The organism is Caulobacter sp. 17J80-11 (genome assembly GCF_014349105.1).
Lineage (GTDB): Bacteria > Pseudomonadota > Alphaproteobacteria > Caulobacterales > Caulobacteraceae > 17J80-11.
The window spans coordinates 63,440-78,801 of sequence record NZ_JACSJI010000005.1 but is presented as its reverse complement, the minus strand read 5'-3'; the positions used below and the strand labels follow the sequence as shown (position 1 = coordinate 78,801).

Genomic DNA, 15,362 nt, shown 5'->3' with positions numbered 1-15,362 from the left:
GGGTCAAAGGCGAAGGGCGGCGGATCGCTCCGCCGCCCCCGCTGGTCTCAGACAGGTCTTACTTGCCCGCCTTGGTGGTGGTCTCGGCCGGGACCGGGAAGCCGCGGTCGCGCATCAGGGCGTCGATCTTGACGTCCCGACCGCGGAACTTGCGGAAGCCCTCGGCCGGATCGATCGAGTTGCCGACCGACATGATGTTGTCGTGCAGCTTCTTGGCGGTGGCCTTGTCGTACAGGCCGCCCGGGCTTTCCTCGAAGGCCTCGGCGACGTCGGCGGTCAGGGTGTCGGCCCACAGGTAGCTGTAGTAGCCGGCCGAGTAGCCGTCGCCCGAGAACACGTGGCCGAACTGCGGCGTGCGGTGACGCATGACCAGTTCGTGCGGCATGCCGAGCTTCTCCAGCTCTTCACGCTCGAACTTGTCCGGGTCGATGGTCGCGTCGCCGGCCAGGTGCAGCTTCATGTCGATCAGGGCCGACGACAGGTACTCCACCGTGGCGAAGCCCTGGTTGAAGGTCGAGGTGGCCTTGATCTTCTTGACCAGCGCCTCGGGGATCGGCTCGCCCTTGGCGTTGACCGCGAACTTGTTCAGCACTTCCGGCGTGGACAGCCAGTGCTCGTTCAGCTGCGACGGGAACTCCACGTAGTCGCGGAACACGTTGGTGCCCGACAGCGACGGGTAGGTCACGTTCGAGTTCAGGCCGTGGATGGCGTGGCCGAACTCGTGGAACAGGGTCTCGGCGTCGTCCCAGGAGATCAGCACCGGCTCGCCGGGCGCGCCCTTCACGAAGTTCGAGTTGTTCGAGACGATGGTCGTGACCTCGCCCTTGAACCGCTCCTGGTTGCGATAGGCGTTCATCCACGCGCCCGAGCGCTTGCCCGGACGGGCGTACGGGTCGAAGTACCAGAGGCCGACGTGCTTGCCCTTGGCGTCGAGCACTTCCCAGACGCGGATGTCGGGGTGGGCGACCGGCACGTTGGTGATCGGCTTGAACTGGAAGCCGTACAGCTGGCCGGCCGACCAGAACATGCCCTCGCGCAGGTTCTCCAGGTTCAGGTACGGCTTCACCTCGTTCTGGTCGAGGTCGTACTTCGCCTTGCGGACCTTCTCCTGGTAGAAGCGGTAGTCCCACGGCTCGATCTTGACGCCGGCGCCTTCCTTGTCGGCGATCGCCTGCATGTCGGCGACTTCCTCGTGGACGCGCGCGACGGCCGGGGTCCAGACCTTCTCCATCAGCTCCATCGCCGCTTCCGGCGTCTTGGCCATGGAGTTTTCCAGACGCCAGTGGGCGTGGGTCTTGTAGCCCAGCAGCTTGGCGCGCTCGGCGCGCAGCTTCAGGATCTGGGTGATGATGGCGTTGTTGTCGTTGACGTCGCCGTTGTCGCCGCGATTGACGAACGCCTTCCACACCTTCTCGCGCATGGCGCGGTTGGTGGCGTAGGTCAGGTACGGATCGACCGACGAGCGGGTGTTCACGATCACGTACTTGCCGTCCATGCCGCGCTGCTTGGCCGAAGCGGCGGCGGCGGCCTTCAGGCTGTCGGGCAGGCCGGCCAGGTCGGCGGCGGACAGCTCGATGGTGGTGTTCTCGTCGGCCAGCAGGTGCTGGCTGAACTTGGTGTAGAGGCCGGCCAGCTCCTGGTTGATCTGGGCCATGCGGGCCTTGGCGGCCGGGTCCATCTTGGCGCCCTGGCGCACGAAGCCGGTGTAGGTCTGCCACAGCAGGCGCTGCTGCTCGGCCGTCAGCTTCTTCTTCTCGGGCGAGTTGTAGACCGCCTCGACCCGCTTAAAGAGCTTGTCGTTCTGGGTGATCTTGTCGCCGTGGGCGGCGAGCTTCGGATCCATCTCCTCCTCGACGGCCTGGAACTCCGGGGTCGACAGGGTCGAGCCCCAGATGCCGTAGTAGGTGTAGACGTCGTTCAGGGTGCGGCCGGAGTTCTCCAGCGCCTCGATGGTGTTCTTGAAGGTCGGCTTCGCCGGGTCGTTGGCGATGGCGTCGACCTCGCGCAGGTTCTCGGCCATGGCGGCCTCGAGCGCCGGCTTGAAGTCCTCGACCTTCACCTTGTCGAAGGCCGGGACGCCGCCGTACGGGCCGGTCCACTTCTGCAGCAGGGGGTTGGCGGCGGCCGGCGCGGTCGCGGCGGCGGCGGCGTGGTGGGCGTGATCCTGGGCCATGGCTTGACCGGCGAAAGCCACCGCGGCCGCACTGGCGCCCGCGAGCAGAAGGTTGCGCATGAGGTAGTCTCCCCGACTTGGTCTGGTCGTTTAGTTGGCCGCCAACCTACAGCGCGCAAGCGGTGCAGGAAAATGACGGACTTGTAATGGTTGCGGCCGGTCGTCGCAGACCGGCGCTTTCCGAGCCGGCGCGCCGCGACCGCGCGGCCTGTGGACGGCGCAGCAGAGCCGGTCTAAGCCGACAAGCATGGCCATCGGTGTTTTCGACTCCGGCGTGGGCGGCCTGACCGTCCACCGCACCCTCGTCGAGCGGTTTCCGACCGCCGACTTCGTCTATCTGGCGGACCAGGCCCGCGCGCCCTACGGGGGCCGCGCAGGCGAAGAGATCGTCGACCTGACCCGGGCCGGCTGCGAACGGCTGTTCGAGGCCGGCGCCAACGTCGTGGTCCTGGCTTGCAACACCGCTTCGGCCGTGGCGCTGCGGCGGCTGCAGCAGACCTGGCTGCCCGGCTACCGCAAGCAGCTGGGCCGGCCGGTCAACGTGCTGGGCATCATCGTGCCGACCATCGAGGCGGCCACCGGCCTGCCCTGGGAGCACGAGGCCGAGCGCCGCGGCGACAAGATCGAGAAGCTGGACGTGATCGGCGTGTTCTGCACCGTCGCCACCGCCGGCAGCCGCGTCTACGAGATCGAGATCGACAAGCGCCGTCAGGACCTGGCGGTGTTCTCGGAGGCCTGTTCGGGCCTGGCCGGCATGATCGAGCAGGGCGCCTCGCGCGAAGACCTGCGCGCCCTGATCCAGTCGCACGCCGACGCGCTGAAGACCCGCATCGGCCGCTGGCCGGACCGGGCCATCCTGGGCTGCACCCACTACGAGATCGTCGCCGACCTGTTCCGCGAGGTGCTGCCGCCCGGCACGCCGCTGATCGGCCAGCCGGAGGCGGTGGCCGACGCCCTATCGCGCTACTTCGAGCGCCACCCGGAATACGGCCCCGGCCAGGGCGGCGCGCGCCGCTTCCTGACCACCGGCCTCCCCGGCCACCAGTCGGGCCTGGTCGAGACCTTCTGGGGCGAGGCGGTGAAGTTCGAGGCGGCGTAATCTCCTCCCCCTGCGAAGCGGGGGAGGAGAAACAGTGTTCTTGACCCGCTCCGCCCCGGGCGCTCTGATCCCCGGGAGATGAACGCCCCCGTCCGCTCTCCCTTCGTCGCGCCGGCGCCCAAGACGCTGGCTCCGGAGAAGTTTCGCGATCCGCGGACCACCGCCAAGGGCGAGCCGCGCGCGCATGTGCAGCTGCAGCGGCTGGAGACGCTCTGGTTCAACACCGGCACGCTCTGCAACCTGACCTGCGCCAACTGCTACATCGAGAGCAGCCCGACCAACGACGCGCTGGCCTACCTGACCTCAGCCGAGGTCGAGGCCTTCCTCGACGAGATCGAGGCGCTGGGCCTGCAGACGCGCGAGATCGGCTTCACCGGCGGCGAGCCGTTCATGAACCGCGAGATCATCGCCATGATCGGCGCGGCCCTGGAGCGCGGGTACGACACCCTCGTGCTGACCAACGCCATGAAGCCCATGCGCCGGTTCGAGGCGGGGCTTAAGGCGCTGAAGGGCCGCCACGGCGACAAGCTCACCGTCCGCGTCAGCCTCGACCACTACACCGCCGCCGTGCACGAGGCGGAGCGCGGCGAGGACACCTGGGACAAGACCCTGGACGGCCTGATCTGGCTGGCGCGCGAAGGCCTCTCACTGGCGGTGGCCGGACGCCACCTGCCCGAGGAGAGCGACGCCGACGCGCGGGCCGGCTATGCGCGCCTCCTCGCTGAGCTGGGCGTGCCGGTCGACGCCGCCGATCCGGGCCGGCTGGTGCTGTTTCCCGAAATGGACGCCCGCGTCGACGTGCCGGAGATCACCGAGGCGTGCTGGGGCATCCTCCACAAGTCGCCGTCCGACGTCATGTGCGCGTCGAGCCGCATGGTGGTGAAGCGCAGGGGCGCGGACGAGCCGGTCGTCGTCGCCTGCACCCTGACGCCCTACGACCCCGGTTTCGAGCTCGGCCCCAGCCTGAAGGACGCGCTGGGCGAGGTCGCCCTGAACCATCCGCACTGCGCCAAGTTCTGCGTGCTCGGCGGCGCCAGCTGCTCCGCCAGATAGAGACCGAGATGATCCGACTGTTCGCCGCCGTCGAGCTGCCGCCCGAAATCGGCGAGGATCTGAAGCGCCGCCAGCAGGGCCTGCCCGGCGCCCGCTGGCGTCCGCTGGAGGCCCTGCACATCACCACCCGCTTCTTCGGCGAAGTGCCCGAGAACGTCGCCGCCGACCTGGACGCGGAGCTGGCCGCGATCTCCGGCGAGCCGATGGAGCTGGAGCTGGAGGGGGTCGGCGCCTTCGGCGAGGGCGAGCACCTGCGCGCCGTCTGGGCCGGGGTGGCCGAGAACGAGGCGCTGCGCCAGCTGGCCGCCCGCTGCGAGGCGGCCGCCCGGCGCGCCGGCCTGAAGCCGGACAGCAAGGCCTACAAGCCCCACGTCACCCTGGCCTATCTGAAGCACGCCGAGCCGGCTCGGGTGGCGGCCTGGATCCAGGGCCACAACCTGCTGAAGTCGCCGCCCTTCCGGGTGACCTGGTTCGGCCTCTATTCCAGCTGGCTCTCCCAGCAGGGCTCGCGCTACGAGCTCGAACGCGAGTATCCCCTGATCGGATGACCCGCCCCCTCCGCTCCGTCCTGTTCCTGCCCGCATCCAACGCCCGCGCGATCGAGAAGGCGCGCGGCCTGCCGTGCGACGCGATCGTGCTGGACCTTGAGGACGCCGTCGGCCCCGAACAGAAGGTCGAGGCGCGCGAGCGGATGTGGCAGGCCCTGCGCGACGGCGGCTTCGGCGACCGCACGGTGGCGGTTCGGATCAACGATCTGGACAGCGAGTGGGGCGAGGCGGACATGGCCGCCGCCGTGCTGGCCGCGCCGGACGCCATCGTCGCCCCCAAGGTGAGCGGCATCGGCGACCTGCGCCGCTACGACCGCCACCTGCTGGCCGCGCCCGGCCACGTGCGGCTGTGGGCGATGATCGAGACCTGCCAGGGCGTGCTGAACCTGCGCGACATCGCCGCCGAGGCGGGCACGACCCGCCTGTGCGCCCTGCTGTTCGGCCCCAACGACCTGGCCCGCGAAATGCGCTGCCGTCCCGGCCCCGACCGCGCGCCGCTACAGCCGGCCCTGGCGCAGACGGTCACCGCCGCGCGCGCCAACGGCCTGCACGCCTTCGACGGGGTCTACAACGCCTTCGAGGACGACGCCGGCTTTGCCGCGGAAGCCGCGCAGGGCCGCATGTTCGGCTTCGACGGCAAGCAGCTGATCCACCCGCGCCAGATCGAGCTGGCCCACGCCGCCTATTCGCCGACGCCGGCCGAGGCCGCCTGGGCGCGCGCCGTGGTGACCGCCTTCGAGGCGCCCGAGAACGCCGGCCGCGGGGCCATCAAGGTCGAGGGCCGCATGGTCGAGCGCCTGCACCTGGACGAAGCGCGCCGCACGCTGGCGGCGGCGTACCTGTCGATCAACGCTTGACCACGATGGACAGGCCGTCGCCGATGGTGGCGAGGGTCATGTCGACGCGCGGGTCGTCGTGGATCTCGCCCGCGAGGGTGCGCAGCGCCTCGGTGTCGGGGTCCCGCTTGGTCTCGTAGGCTACGTCGCCGCCCCAGAGCATGTTGTCGATCATCATCACGCCGCCGGGGCGCAGCAGCTGCAGGCAGAGCTCGTAGTAGTCGCCGTAGCCGGTCTTGTCGGCGTCGATGAAGGCCATGTCGAAGCCGCCCGCTTCGCCTTCGGCCAGCAGGCCGCGCAGGCTGTCGGCCGCGGGCCCGAGGCGCGCCTCGATCACGTCGGCGACCTTCGCCTCGGCCCAGTAGCCGCGGGCCCTGGCGACGTACTCTTCCGACAGGTCGAGCGCGAACAGACGCGCGCCCTCGCCGTGCATGGCCTTCAGGGCGAGCGCCGTGGCGGTGGAGGAATAGCCGGTGAACACGCCGACCTCGATCGCCCGGCGGGCGCGGATCATGCGCGCGACCACCTGCATGAAGCCGCCCTGCTCGGGACTGATCTGCATGCGCGATACGCCGCCCATGGCTTCTGTCTCGGCGCGGCAGCGGGCCAGCACCGGGTCTTCGCGCACGCCCAGGCGCTGGACGTAGGCGCGGACTTCGTCGGACAGGCCGAGGGATCGGGACATGCGGGCGGCTCCTTGCTGACGGCGCGAGCCCTGAACCCGTTCAGGCCTCCGCGCGCTCCACGTAATCGGCCGAGCGCATCTCCTGCAGGCGCGAGACGGTGCGCTCGAATTCAAAGGCGCCGTCGCCGGCGGGATAGAGATCGGCCGGTTCGCCCTCGGCCAGCACCACCAGCCTGGTCCCGGCCTCGTAGAGGGCGTCGATCAGGGTGACCAGCCGGCGCGCCTCGTTGCGCCGCTCCGGCCCCAGCTTCGGCACGCCGGCCAGGAACACGGTCTGGAAGCGCGCGGCGACGGCCAGATAGTCCTGCGGCCCGAGCGGCCGGGCGCACAGTTCTTCGAAGCTGGCGCGCAGCATGGCCCCGCAGGCGCGCGGGAACTCCAGACGTCGGCCGGCCACCTCGATCGTGGCGCCGACCTCGTGGGTGACCCGGGTCATGTCGCGCCAGAGGTGGTCGAAGGCCTTGGTGGTCTCGGGCGTGATCGGGCTGAAATAGACCTGCGCGCCCTTCAGCCGGTCGAGGCGGAAGTCCTTCGGCCCGGCCACCTCCAGCACCTCGCAGCGGCGCTTGAGCATGTCGATGAAGGGCACGAACAGCTGGCGGTTGATGCCGTCCTTGTAGAGGTCCTCGGGCGGGCGGTTTGAGGTGGCGACCAGCACCACGCGCCGCTCGAACAGGGCCTCGAACAGCCGGCCCAGGATCATGGCGTCGGCGATGTCGGTGACCTGCAGCTCGTCGAAGCACAGCAGACGCGCGTCGCGCGCGATCAGGTCGGCGACCGGCGCGATCGGGTCGTCGCCCTTGGCCGTGCCGAAGCGCTTCTTCCGCGCGCTGGCGTCGCCCTCGCGCCAGGCGCCGATCAGGGCGTGCACCTCGCCCATGAAGACGTGGAAGTGGGTGCGTCGCTTCTTCTGGACCGGGGCGGAATCGAAGAACAGGTCCATCAGCATGGACTTGCCGCGCCCCGGCGGGCCCCAGACGTACAGACCCTTCGGCGCCTTGCCCCGAGAGAAGAACGGCAGCGGGATCCAGGGATCGTTCAGGCTGTCGAGCTCGCCCTCCAGCCGCGCGAAGGCCTCCACCGCCCGGGCCTGGCCCTCGTCGGAATGGATCTCGCGCTTCTTCAGGAGGCGCTTGTAGGCGGTGCGGACGGACACGGGCATGGGTTCGCCGCATAGCAGCCGCGGCGGCTCGCGGCAAAGCGGCTCGCCTCAGGCGGTCTCGTCGAGCCGGCGAATGCGGGTGATCTGGACGTGCTCGTAGCCGGCCTCGGCGATGGTCTCGGACTGCTCGCTCTCCAGCTCGATCGCCCAGCCGGTCTCGGTGCAGAGGATCGTCGTCGTCTGGATCAGCTGACGTCCGTCGTCGCTCCGGGAGATCCGATCGCACCGGACGCGGCCAGGACCCACCGCCTCGTTCTCGAGCGTATGGGTCACCTTCACCCGCCGTCCGTCGGGCCGCTGGAACCGCTCCGCCGGCCGCTCTTCGCGTCCGGCCGGAACGGGACCGCTGGAGCGCGCGCCGCCCAATGCAATTAGATCGGCCCCGACCAGGTCGATGGCGGCGTCGGCGGACACCTGTTCCATGAACGCCTCGACCTCCGCCCGGTCGGGAGAAGGCCCCGGCGCCTCGCGCCGGAGGTTGACCAGCATCTGCGCTCGCGCCTCCGACCAGTTGGAGACGCGGAGCGGGAACCCGCGCCCGTCAGTCTCGAACACCGCGCGCACGCCGACCCAGGCGCGTTCATAGGGGTTCGGGCCGTCGCCGAGGCCGCCCTCGGCCCCGCTGATCGCGACCAGCGTGCGGGCGATCAGCAGGCCCTTCGGCTGCACCTCGACGATTTCGACCAGGATCTCGTGCCGACCTCGCCTGGCGGCGGCGCCCTTGGGCGACCGCTCGCGGACTTCCGTCTCACAGGCGTAGCGGTAGCGGTCGCCCGCTTGATCCGGCCGGGATTGAACAGTCAGCAGGTCGCCCTCGGGCCTGGGCGTGCCGCCGAAGGCGCCGAGCACAAACGACACAGGATTGCGCATCACGTCCCCCCAAGCTCCGCGAAACAGTCCCGTGTCCCGCGGCGGCTGGCAACGGGGAACCGCGCCGGGCGTCCGGACTTCCGCAGCCGTGAGCCCGCTGCGCCTGCTGTGCGACGAGATGCTGTTCCGGCTGGCCCGCTCGCTGCGGGCGGCGGGCTACGACACCGTGCTGGCCGCCGACGGGGCGCGGGACCGCGACCTGATCGAACGCTGCCGGCGCGAGGACCGGGTGCTGGTCACCCGCGACCGCAAGCTGATGGCCGCCGCCCTGCCCGCCGTGCAGGCGGTGCTGCTGGTCGACGAGGACCGCGAGGCGGAGGCGCGGGCGCTGTCGCGGGCGCTGGACATCGACTGGCTGCTGGCCCCGATGAGCCGCTGCATGGTCGACAACACGCCGCTGTCGCCGGCCGGGCCGGCCGACCTGGCGCGCGTGCCCTCGACGGTCGAGGCCGCGCCGGAGGCGGTGAAGGTCTGCCGAACCTGCGGACGGGTCTACTGGCCGGGCAGCCACGTGAAGCGGCTGATGGAGAAGCTGTCATGCTGGGCGGGCGAGCGCCGGGCCTGACGGATCAGCCCTGCTTGCGCAGCTCGTCGCGGATCTCGGCGAGCAGCGTTTCGCTGGGCGTGGGGGCCGCGGCGACGGCGGGGGCCGGCGGATAGAGGCGGTTGATCGCCTTCACCAGCAGGAAGACGGCGAAGGCCACCAGGACGAACTGGATCACCGTGTTCAGGAACGCGCCGTACTGGATGGCCACCAGCTCGTTGGTGGGCGTGGCCGGATCGTCCTTGCGCAGCACCACCTGCAGGTGGGCGAAGTCGATGCCGCCGATCAGCAGGCCCATCGGCGGCATGATCACCTGGTCGACCAGGCTGGAGACGATCTTGCCGAAGGACGCGCCGAGGACGACGCCGACCGCCAGGTCGACGACGTTGCCCCGCATGGCGAAGGTGCGGAATTCGCCGAAGAAGCTCATAGGGCGGTCAGGCCGCGTCTTCGTCGCCCGACAGGTTCAGGCGCTCGCGCAGTTCCTTGCCGCTCTTGAAGAAGGGGACGTGCTTGGCCGGTACGGAGACGGTCTCGCCGGTGCGGGGATTGCGGCCCGCGCGCGCCGGGCGCGAGCGCACCGAGAAGGCGCCGAAACCGCGCAGTTCGACCCGGCCGCCGCTCTCCAGCGCCTCGACCATACCGTCGAGGATGATGTTCACCACCCGCTCGATGTCGCGGTGGGTGAGATGCGGATGCTCGGCCGCCAGCCTGGCGATCAACTCGGACTTGATCATACGGGCTCCCCCGAAAAGGCGGGCGATCCTGCGTCAGGCGAACGCCGATCACAAGCCCGCCTCGTCTCATAACACCCGGCGGCGCCTCGGAAAAAGGCCCGATCCTGCACAACAGCCAAGCTTTCGTCCTTAACGGCGCCGCTTCCGGGGCCGGACAAACGAAAAGCCCGCGCGGATCGCTCCGCGCGGGCTTCGTCTTCAAGCCTGAGGCTTCGAGAGGAGATTACTCCTTCGAGGCGCGCTCGCGCAGGGCGGCGCCCAGGATGTCGCCCAGCGAAGCGCCGGAGTCCTGGCTCCCGTACTGTTCGATGGCCTGCTTCTCGTCGGCCATTTCGAGCGCCTTGATCGACACCGAGACGCGGCGCGCGGCCTTGTCGATGTTGACGATCTGGGCGTCGACGCGGTCACCCACGGCGAAGCGCTCGACGCGCTGCTCGCCACGGTCGCGCGACAGGTCCGACTTGCGGATGAAGGCGGTCATCGGGGCGGCTTCGTCGCCGAAGCGGACTTCGATGCCGCCCGAGGTCACTTCCGTGACGGTGACGGTCACGGTCTGGCCCTTGCGGTACACGTCGCCGGCCATCGGGTCGCCCGACAGCTGCTTGATGCCGAGGGAGACGCGCTCCTTCTCGATGTCGACGTCCAGGACGCGGGCCTTGACCACGTCGCCCTTCTTGTAGCGGGCGATGGCTTCTTCGCCCGAGGCGTTCCAGTCGATGTCCGACAGGTGCACCATGCCGTCGATGTCGTTGTCCAGGCCGATGAACAGGCCGAACTCGGTGGCGTTCTTCACTTCGCCTTCGACTTCAGTGCCGATCGGGTGAGCGGCGACGAAGGCCTCCCACGGGTTCGACTGAGCCTGCTTCAGGCCCAGCGAGATGCGGCGCTTGGAGGCGTCGACGTCCAGCACGACCACGTCCACTTCCTGCGAGGTGGAGACGATCTTGCCCGGGTGGACGTTCTTCTTGGTCCACGACATTTCCGACACGTGCACCAGGCCTTCCACGCCGGCTTCCAGTTCCACGAAGGCGCCGTAGTCGGTGATGTTGGTGATGCGGCCGGTGAAGCGGGCGTTGACCGGGTACTTGGCGTCCACGCCGTCCCACGGGTCGGCCTGCAGTTGCTTCATGCCCAGCGAGATGCGCTGGGTGTCCGGGTTGATCTTCACGATCACGACCTTGACGGTGTCGCCGACGGCCAGGACCTGGCTCGGGTGCGACACGCGCTTCCAGCTCATGTCGGTGACGTGCAGCAGGCCGTCGATGCCGCCCAGGTCCACGAACGCGCCGTAGTCGGTGATGTTCTTGACCACGCCTTCACGGACTTCGCCTTCCGACAGCTGGCTGACCAGCTCGGTGCGCTGCTCGGCGCGGGCTTCTTCCAGGATGGCGCGACGGGACACGACGATGTTGCCGCGCGGACGGTCCATTTTCAGGATGGCGAACGGCTGCTCCTTGCCCATCAGCGGGCCGACGTCGCGGACCGGACGGATGTCGACCTGCGAGCCCGGCAGGAAGGCCGAGGCGCCGCCCAGATCGACGGTGAAGCCGCCCTTCACGCGGCCGACGATCGAGCCGACCACCGGCTGGCCTTCGGCGAACACGCCTTCCAGGCGGGTCCAGGCTTCCTCGCGGCGAGCCTTCTCGCGGCTGATGACGGCCTCGCCCATCGCGTTCTCGACGCGCTCCAGGTAGACCTCGACGGTGTCGCCGACCTTCGGCGCGTCGGCGAGCAGGCCGAACTCGCGCACCTGGATGCGGCCTTCGGTCTTCAGGCCGACGTCGACGATCAGGAAGTCCTTTTCGATGCCGACGACGCGGCCGTGGACGACCTGGCCTTCGATGATGTCACGGCCGGCCAGCTGTTCGTCGAGCAGCGCGGCGAAATCGTCGCGCGAGGGAGAGAAAACGTCAGTCATAAGGGTCTTTCGGTTGTCGGAACGGAGAAGCGCGCGCAGCCATGCGGCGGCGGTCGCTTCACGCGCGGTTTTTTGGGCTCATAACCGAAGGGGGTCGCGGGTCTCGATGATCCCGCACCCTGCTTGGTTGTCGCCCGCGGCCGTCCGAGGCGCGGCACGGTGAGATTTAGCCCTGTCGGGCCCGCGCCGCCTCGACGATGCGGCGGGCCGCATCGGTCGCGGCCTCTATATCCAGATCGCTCGTATCCAGCAAGACGGCGTCGTCGGCGCGCACCATGGGCGCGGCGCCGCGGCCGGCGTCGCGCTCGTCGCGGCGGCGGATGTCGGCCAGCACGGTCTCGTAGGCGACGTCCTCGCCCTGGCCGACCAGCTGCTTCCAGCGGCGCTCGGCGCGGATCTCGGGCGAGGCGGTGACGAACAGCTTGGCCTGCGCGTGCGGGGCGATGACCGTGCCGATGTCGCGGCCGTCCAACACCACGCCGGGCTCGCGGCCCGCAAAGGCGCGCTGCAGGTCCAGCAAAGCCGCGCGCACGCCCTCGAACACCGCCACCCGGCTGGCCGCCTCGCCGGCCACGCCGCCGCGCAGGCCCGGGTCGCTCAGCCGGTTCAGGTGAAGCCCGCGCGCGACGGCCTCCGCCGCCGCCGCGTCGTCGAGGTCCTGGCCGGTCTCCAGCAGCTCCACGCCGACCGCCCGGTAGAGCAGGCCGGTGTCGAGATACTCGTAGCCGTAAAGCGCGGCCAGGCGGGACGCGACCGTGCCCTTGCCGGAGGCGGCCGGACCGTCGACCGCGATGACGAAACTCATGACTCTGAAATCTCCACGCCCCGAATCTCAGCACCCAGGCCGCGCATCAGGGCGACGAAGCCGGGGAAGCTGGTGGCGATCATGCCTGGCTCGTCGACCGTGACCGCCTGCTCGGCGGCCAGGCCCAGCACCAGGTGGGACATGGCGATGCGGTGGTCGCCGGCGGTGGCCACCTCGGCCCCGCCGCGCGGCGCGGACCCGCGGCCGTGGACGATCAGGCCGTCCGGCTCCTCCTCGACCTCGACGCCGCACGCGGCCAGGCCGCGCGCCATCAGCGCGATGCGGTCGCTCTCCTTGACGCGCAGCTCGCCGATGCCGCGCATGACCGTCGCGCCTTCGGCGAAGGCCGCGGCGACCGCCAGGATCGGATACTCGTCGATCATCGACGGCGCGCGCTCGGGGGGCACGACCACGCCCTTCAGGCGCGAGGCGCGGGCGACCAGGTCGCCGACCGGCTCGCCGCCGGCGTCGCGGCGGTTCTCGATGGTCAGGTCCGCGCCCATCTCGACCAGGGTGTCGTAGAGGCCGGTGCGCAGCGGGTTGAGCAGCACGCCTTCGACCCGCACCTCCGAGCCCGGCACGACCAGGCCGGCCACCACCGGGAAGGCGGCCGAGGACGGGTCCCCCGGCACGTCGACGGGCGCGCCGGTCAGGCTCGAACGGCGCACGGTGACGGCGCGGCCGTCCGGGCGATCCAGCACCTCCACGCTCGCCCCGAAGGCGCCCAGCATGCGTTCGGTGTGGTCGCGCGACGGCGCGCCCTCGACCACCGTGGTCTCGCCGTCGGCGTGCAGCCCGGCCAGCAGGATGGCCGACTTCACCTGGGCGGAGGCGACGGCGGAGACATGCTCGATCCCCTGCAGCCCGCCGCCGCGCACGGTCAGCGGCAGGCGATCGCCGCCTTCGAAACGCGCGCCCATGCGCATGAGCGGCTCGGTCACCCGGCCCATCGGGCGCTTCTGCAGGGAAGCGTCGCCGGTGAAGGTGGTGGCGTGGGGGAAGCCGGCGGCCGCGCCCATCAGCAGGCGCACGCCGGTGCCGGAGTTGCCGCAGTCGACCACGCCGGTCGGTTCGCGATAGCCGCCCGCGCCCTCGACCCGCCAGCGGCCCTCGCCCCGGCGCTCGACCGTCGCGCCGAAGGCGCGCACCGCGTCCGCCGTACGCAGCACGTCCTCGCCTTCCAGCAGGCCGGTGATCTCGGTCACCCCGCGGGCCAATCCGCCCAGCATCAGGGCGCGGTGGGAGATCGACTTGTCCCCCGGCGCGCGCACGGTTCCGGCCAGCTTCGCGCCCGGCCGCGCGGTCAATCGTTCCGGCCCGGCCGCGGTCACGCGCGATCCCTCCTGGTCCAAGGGGGCGAAAGAACAAACGAGGCTTTTGACAGCGGCCCGGACGCGTGGCAAGGGAGCCGCCCGCTTCCCATATCTGCCCCCTTCTCGGAGACAGGTGAGCCCTTGGCCAATCCCGAACTCGGCAGCAAACAGATCTGCCCGAACTGCCAGGCGAAGTTCTACGACCTCGGTCGTCGCCCGGCCCACTGCCCCAAGTGCGGAGAGGAGTTCGACCCCGAAGAGGCGGTGAAGTCCCGTCGCATCCGCGCCCGCGCCGTCACCCCGGACTACGACCTCGACGACGAAGCCGAGGACCAGGTGAAGGCCAAGAAGGCCGCCACCGACGAAGAGGAAGAGGACGAAGGCGCCCCCGAACTCGACGAAGCCCTGGACGAGGAAGTTCCCGGCGACGAAGACGAAGCCGAGGAAGCCGCGGCTCCGGCCGAGGACGTCGACCTCGAAGAGGACGTCGAACTTGAGGAGGAGGACGACGCGGTGCCCTTCCTCGAGGAGGAAGAGGACGCCGACTTCGACGACGAGATCGAAGGCCTGCCCGAAGAGGGCGACGAAGACGACCGCTAAGCGCGGCGAAAAAGGCGACGGAGAGCTCCTCCGTCGCCTTTTTTGTAAGCGTCTGAGAGTTATCCAAAACGTCGCACCAACTTAGTGCGAAAAGGGGCTTGATCCCCGAAATCCCTCAGCGTAGATACGCGGCCTCGCCGGACACCAGAACGGCGAGGGACTTCAAGACTACGGGGCTATAGCTCAGCTGGTAGAGCGCTTGAATGGCATTCAAGAGGTCAGCGGTTCGACTCCGCTTAGCTCCACCATCGAAGGCCCGCCGGACCGCCGGCGGGCCTTCGCCACATCTGGGCCCATCCGCCCCAGCTTGGCTTTGCCGCAACTCATAGCGACAATGAGCACTGGCCAGCGACGGCGCGTCCATGAACCTGTGGTCTAAAATCAAGCCCCCGTCGCGGGACGATACCTGGAACTATGTTCGGGCCTGGGACTACACGCAGACAAACAGCGACGACCTTTGGTCGCTCGACCCGGCTAGCGACGGAATAGGCGAAGCCCTCGACCTCGAAGCCGAGGACCCCGCCCGCGCCTTCACGCTCCTCCTCGATCTGGCTGAGCAGGGATCAGTGTGGAGCATGAGCCGCGTGGGCTGGTGCTATCGGGCCGGGCGCGGCGTCGCCCAGGACGCGACGCGTGCGGAAGAGTGGTCGCGCCGGGCCTACGAAGGCGGCTCCACGCGCGCTCTGCTGGACTACGCGCAGATGCTGGAGCAACGCGGTCAAACCGAGGCGCAGGAAGCCGTCTATGCGAGCGGCGCCGAGATGGATTGGGCCCCGGCTTCATGGCGCTTGGCGCTCATGCGGCTTCGCCGGGCGAGGACACGACAGGACTGGCTCGAGGTGCGCGCCCTGCTCGAACGGGCCGCCGAGCAGGGCAGTCCGGCCGCGCGGTGGCTGCTGTTCAAGCATATGGCCCGGGGACGGTTCGGCCTTCGCGAGATCGGCCGCGGATGGCGGATGCTGAAGGCCTGGTGCGACGAGACCCTCGTTGAGATGGAGCGGGCCGGAAAGGCGTAAGCC

16 protein-coding genes and 1 tRNA gene are annotated in these 15,362 nt (G+C 69.8%); 8 read left to right on the top strand and 9 right to left on the bottom strand.

Annotated features, from left to right (window positions below):
* Nucleotides 1-58: 58 nt before the first annotated feature.
* Nucleotides 59-2,173 carry a M3 family metallopeptidase gene (locus H8B08_RS07145; RefSeq protein ID WP_222934357.1) on the bottom strand — a complete coding sequence of 705 codons (2,115 nt, stop codon included), beginning with the start codon at nt 2,171-2,173 and terminating at the stop codon, nt 59-61.
* 247 nt (nt 2,174-2,420) lie between these two features.
* Here H8B08_RS07145 and H8B08_RS07140 point away from each other — a divergent pair, with 247 nt between their 5' ends.
* From H8B08_RS07140 to H8B08_RS07125, 4 genes are all read left to right on the top strand, one after another.
* Entirely contained in the window at nt 2,421-3,272 is an 852-nt protein-coding gene (locus tag H8B08_RS07140; protein WP_187449515.1) for a glutamate racemase, read from the top strand.
* Nucleotides 3,273-3,350: 78 nt separating this feature from the next.
* Nucleotides 3,351-4,325, top strand: coding sequence for a radical SAM protein (locus H8B08_RS07135; protein ID WP_187449514.1), 975 nt, complete (start codon nt 3,351-3,353; stop codon nt 4,323-4,325).
* An 8-nt stretch (nt 4,326-4,333) separates the two neighbouring features.
* A complete protein-coding gene (gene thpR / locus H8B08_RS07130) occupies nt 4,334-4,873 on the top strand; it encodes an RNA 2',3'-cyclic phosphodiesterase (protein WP_187449513.1) in 540 nt (179 codons plus the stop codon).
* The gene (locus H8B08_RS07125; RefSeq protein WP_187449512.1) at nt 4,870-5,730 is read left to right on the top strand and encodes a CoA ester lyase; all 861 of its coding nucleotides are present in this window, start codon (nt 4,870-4,872) and stop codon (nt 5,728-5,730) included. The genes thpR and H8B08_RS07125 overlap by 4 nt, the downstream gene beginning before the upstream one ends.
* On the opposite strand, the gene H8B08_RS07120 is transcribed toward H8B08_RS07125, so the two are convergent.
* Genes H8B08_RS07120 through H8B08_RS07110 form a run of 3 tightly spaced genes read right to left on the bottom strand, consistent with a single transcriptional unit; the run spans nt 5,720 to nt 8,426 of the window.
* Nucleotides 5,720-6,394 (bottom strand): O-methyltransferase, encoded by a 675-nt coding sequence (locus H8B08_RS07120; RefSeq protein WP_187449511.1) that lies wholly within the window; start codon nt 6,392-6,394, stop codon nt 5,720-5,722. The genes H8B08_RS07125 and H8B08_RS07120 overlap by 11 nt on opposite strands.
* A gap of 40 nt (nt 6,395-6,434) precedes the next feature.
* Nucleotides 6,435-7,556 (bottom strand): cell division protein ZapE, encoded by a 1,122-nt coding sequence (gene zapE, locus H8B08_RS07115; protein ID WP_187449510.1) that lies wholly within the window; start codon nt 7,554-7,556, stop codon nt 6,435-6,437.
* A gap of 48 nt (nt 7,557-7,604) precedes the next feature.
* Entirely contained in the window at nt 7,605-8,426 is an 822-nt protein-coding gene (locus H8B08_RS07110) for a hypothetical protein (protein WP_187449509.1), read from the bottom strand.
* Nucleotides 8,427-8,514: 88 nt separating this feature from the next.
* Here H8B08_RS07110 and H8B08_RS07105 point away from each other — a divergent pair, with 88 nt between their 5' ends.
* Nucleotides 8,515-8,991: a DUF5615 family PIN-like protein gene (locus H8B08_RS07105; protein WP_187449508.1), complete on the top strand. Its 477-nt coding sequence runs from the start codon at nt 8,515-8,517 to the stop codon at nt 8,989-8,991.
* Between the two features lie 4 nt (nt 8,992-8,995).
* Here H8B08_RS07105 and mscL read toward each other — a convergent pair whose 3' ends face one another.
* The 5 genes from mscL to aroA all read right to left on the bottom strand — a co-directional run bounded on the left by mscL (nt 8,996) and on the right by aroA (nt 13,761).
* Nucleotides 8,996-9,400, bottom strand: coding sequence for a large-conductance mechanosensitive channel protein MscL (gene mscL, locus H8B08_RS07100; protein ID WP_187449507.1), 405 nt, complete (start codon nt 9,398-9,400; stop codon nt 8,996-8,998).
* A gap of 7 nt (nt 9,401-9,407) precedes the next feature.
* Nucleotides 9,408-9,707, bottom strand: a complete 300-nt coding sequence (locus H8B08_RS07095) for an integration host factor subunit beta (protein ID WP_187449506.1) — start codon at nt 9,705-9,707, stop codon at nt 9,408-9,410.
* Nucleotides 9,708-9,930: 223 nt separating this feature from the next.
* Complete coding sequence (gene rpsA / locus H8B08_RS07090) at nt 9,931-11,625, bottom strand: 30S ribosomal protein S1 (protein ID WP_187449505.1); 1,695 nt, start codon at nt 11,623-11,625, stop codon at nt 9,931-9,933.
* 166 nt (nt 11,626-11,791) lie between these two features.
* Nucleotides 11,792-12,430 carry a (d)CMP kinase gene (cmk, locus tag H8B08_RS07085; protein ID WP_187449504.1) on the bottom strand — a complete coding sequence of 213 codons (639 nt, stop codon included), beginning with the start codon at nt 12,428-12,430 and terminating at the stop codon, nt 11,792-11,794.
* The gene (gene aroA / locus H8B08_RS07080) at nt 12,427-13,761 is read right to left on the bottom strand and encodes a 3-phosphoshikimate 1-carboxyvinyltransferase (protein ID WP_187449503.1); all 1,335 of its coding nucleotides are present in this window, start codon (nt 13,759-13,761) and stop codon (nt 12,427-12,429) included. Before aroA ends, cmk begins: the two co-directional genes overlap by 4 nt.
* A 123-nt stretch (nt 13,762-13,884) precedes the next feature.
* Between aroA and H8B08_RS07075 the strand changes: the two genes are divergently transcribed.
* From H8B08_RS07075 to H8B08_RS07065, 3 genes are all read left to right on the top strand, one after another.
* Nucleotides 13,885-14,343 carry a TIGR02300 family protein gene (locus H8B08_RS07075; protein WP_187449502.1) on the top strand — a complete coding sequence of 153 codons (459 nt, stop codon included), beginning with the start codon at nt 13,885-13,887 and terminating at the stop codon, nt 14,341-14,343.
* Between the two features lie 172 nt (nt 14,344-14,515).
* Nucleotides 14,516-14,591, top strand: a tRNA-Ala gene (locus H8B08_RS07070).
* Nucleotides 14,592-14,705: 114 nt separating this feature from the next.
* Complete coding sequence (locus H8B08_RS07065; RefSeq protein WP_187449501.1) at nt 14,706-15,359, top strand: tetratricopeptide repeat protein; 654 nt, start codon at nt 14,706-14,708, stop codon at nt 15,357-15,359.
* Nucleotides 15,360-15,362: the final 3 nt, after the last annotated feature.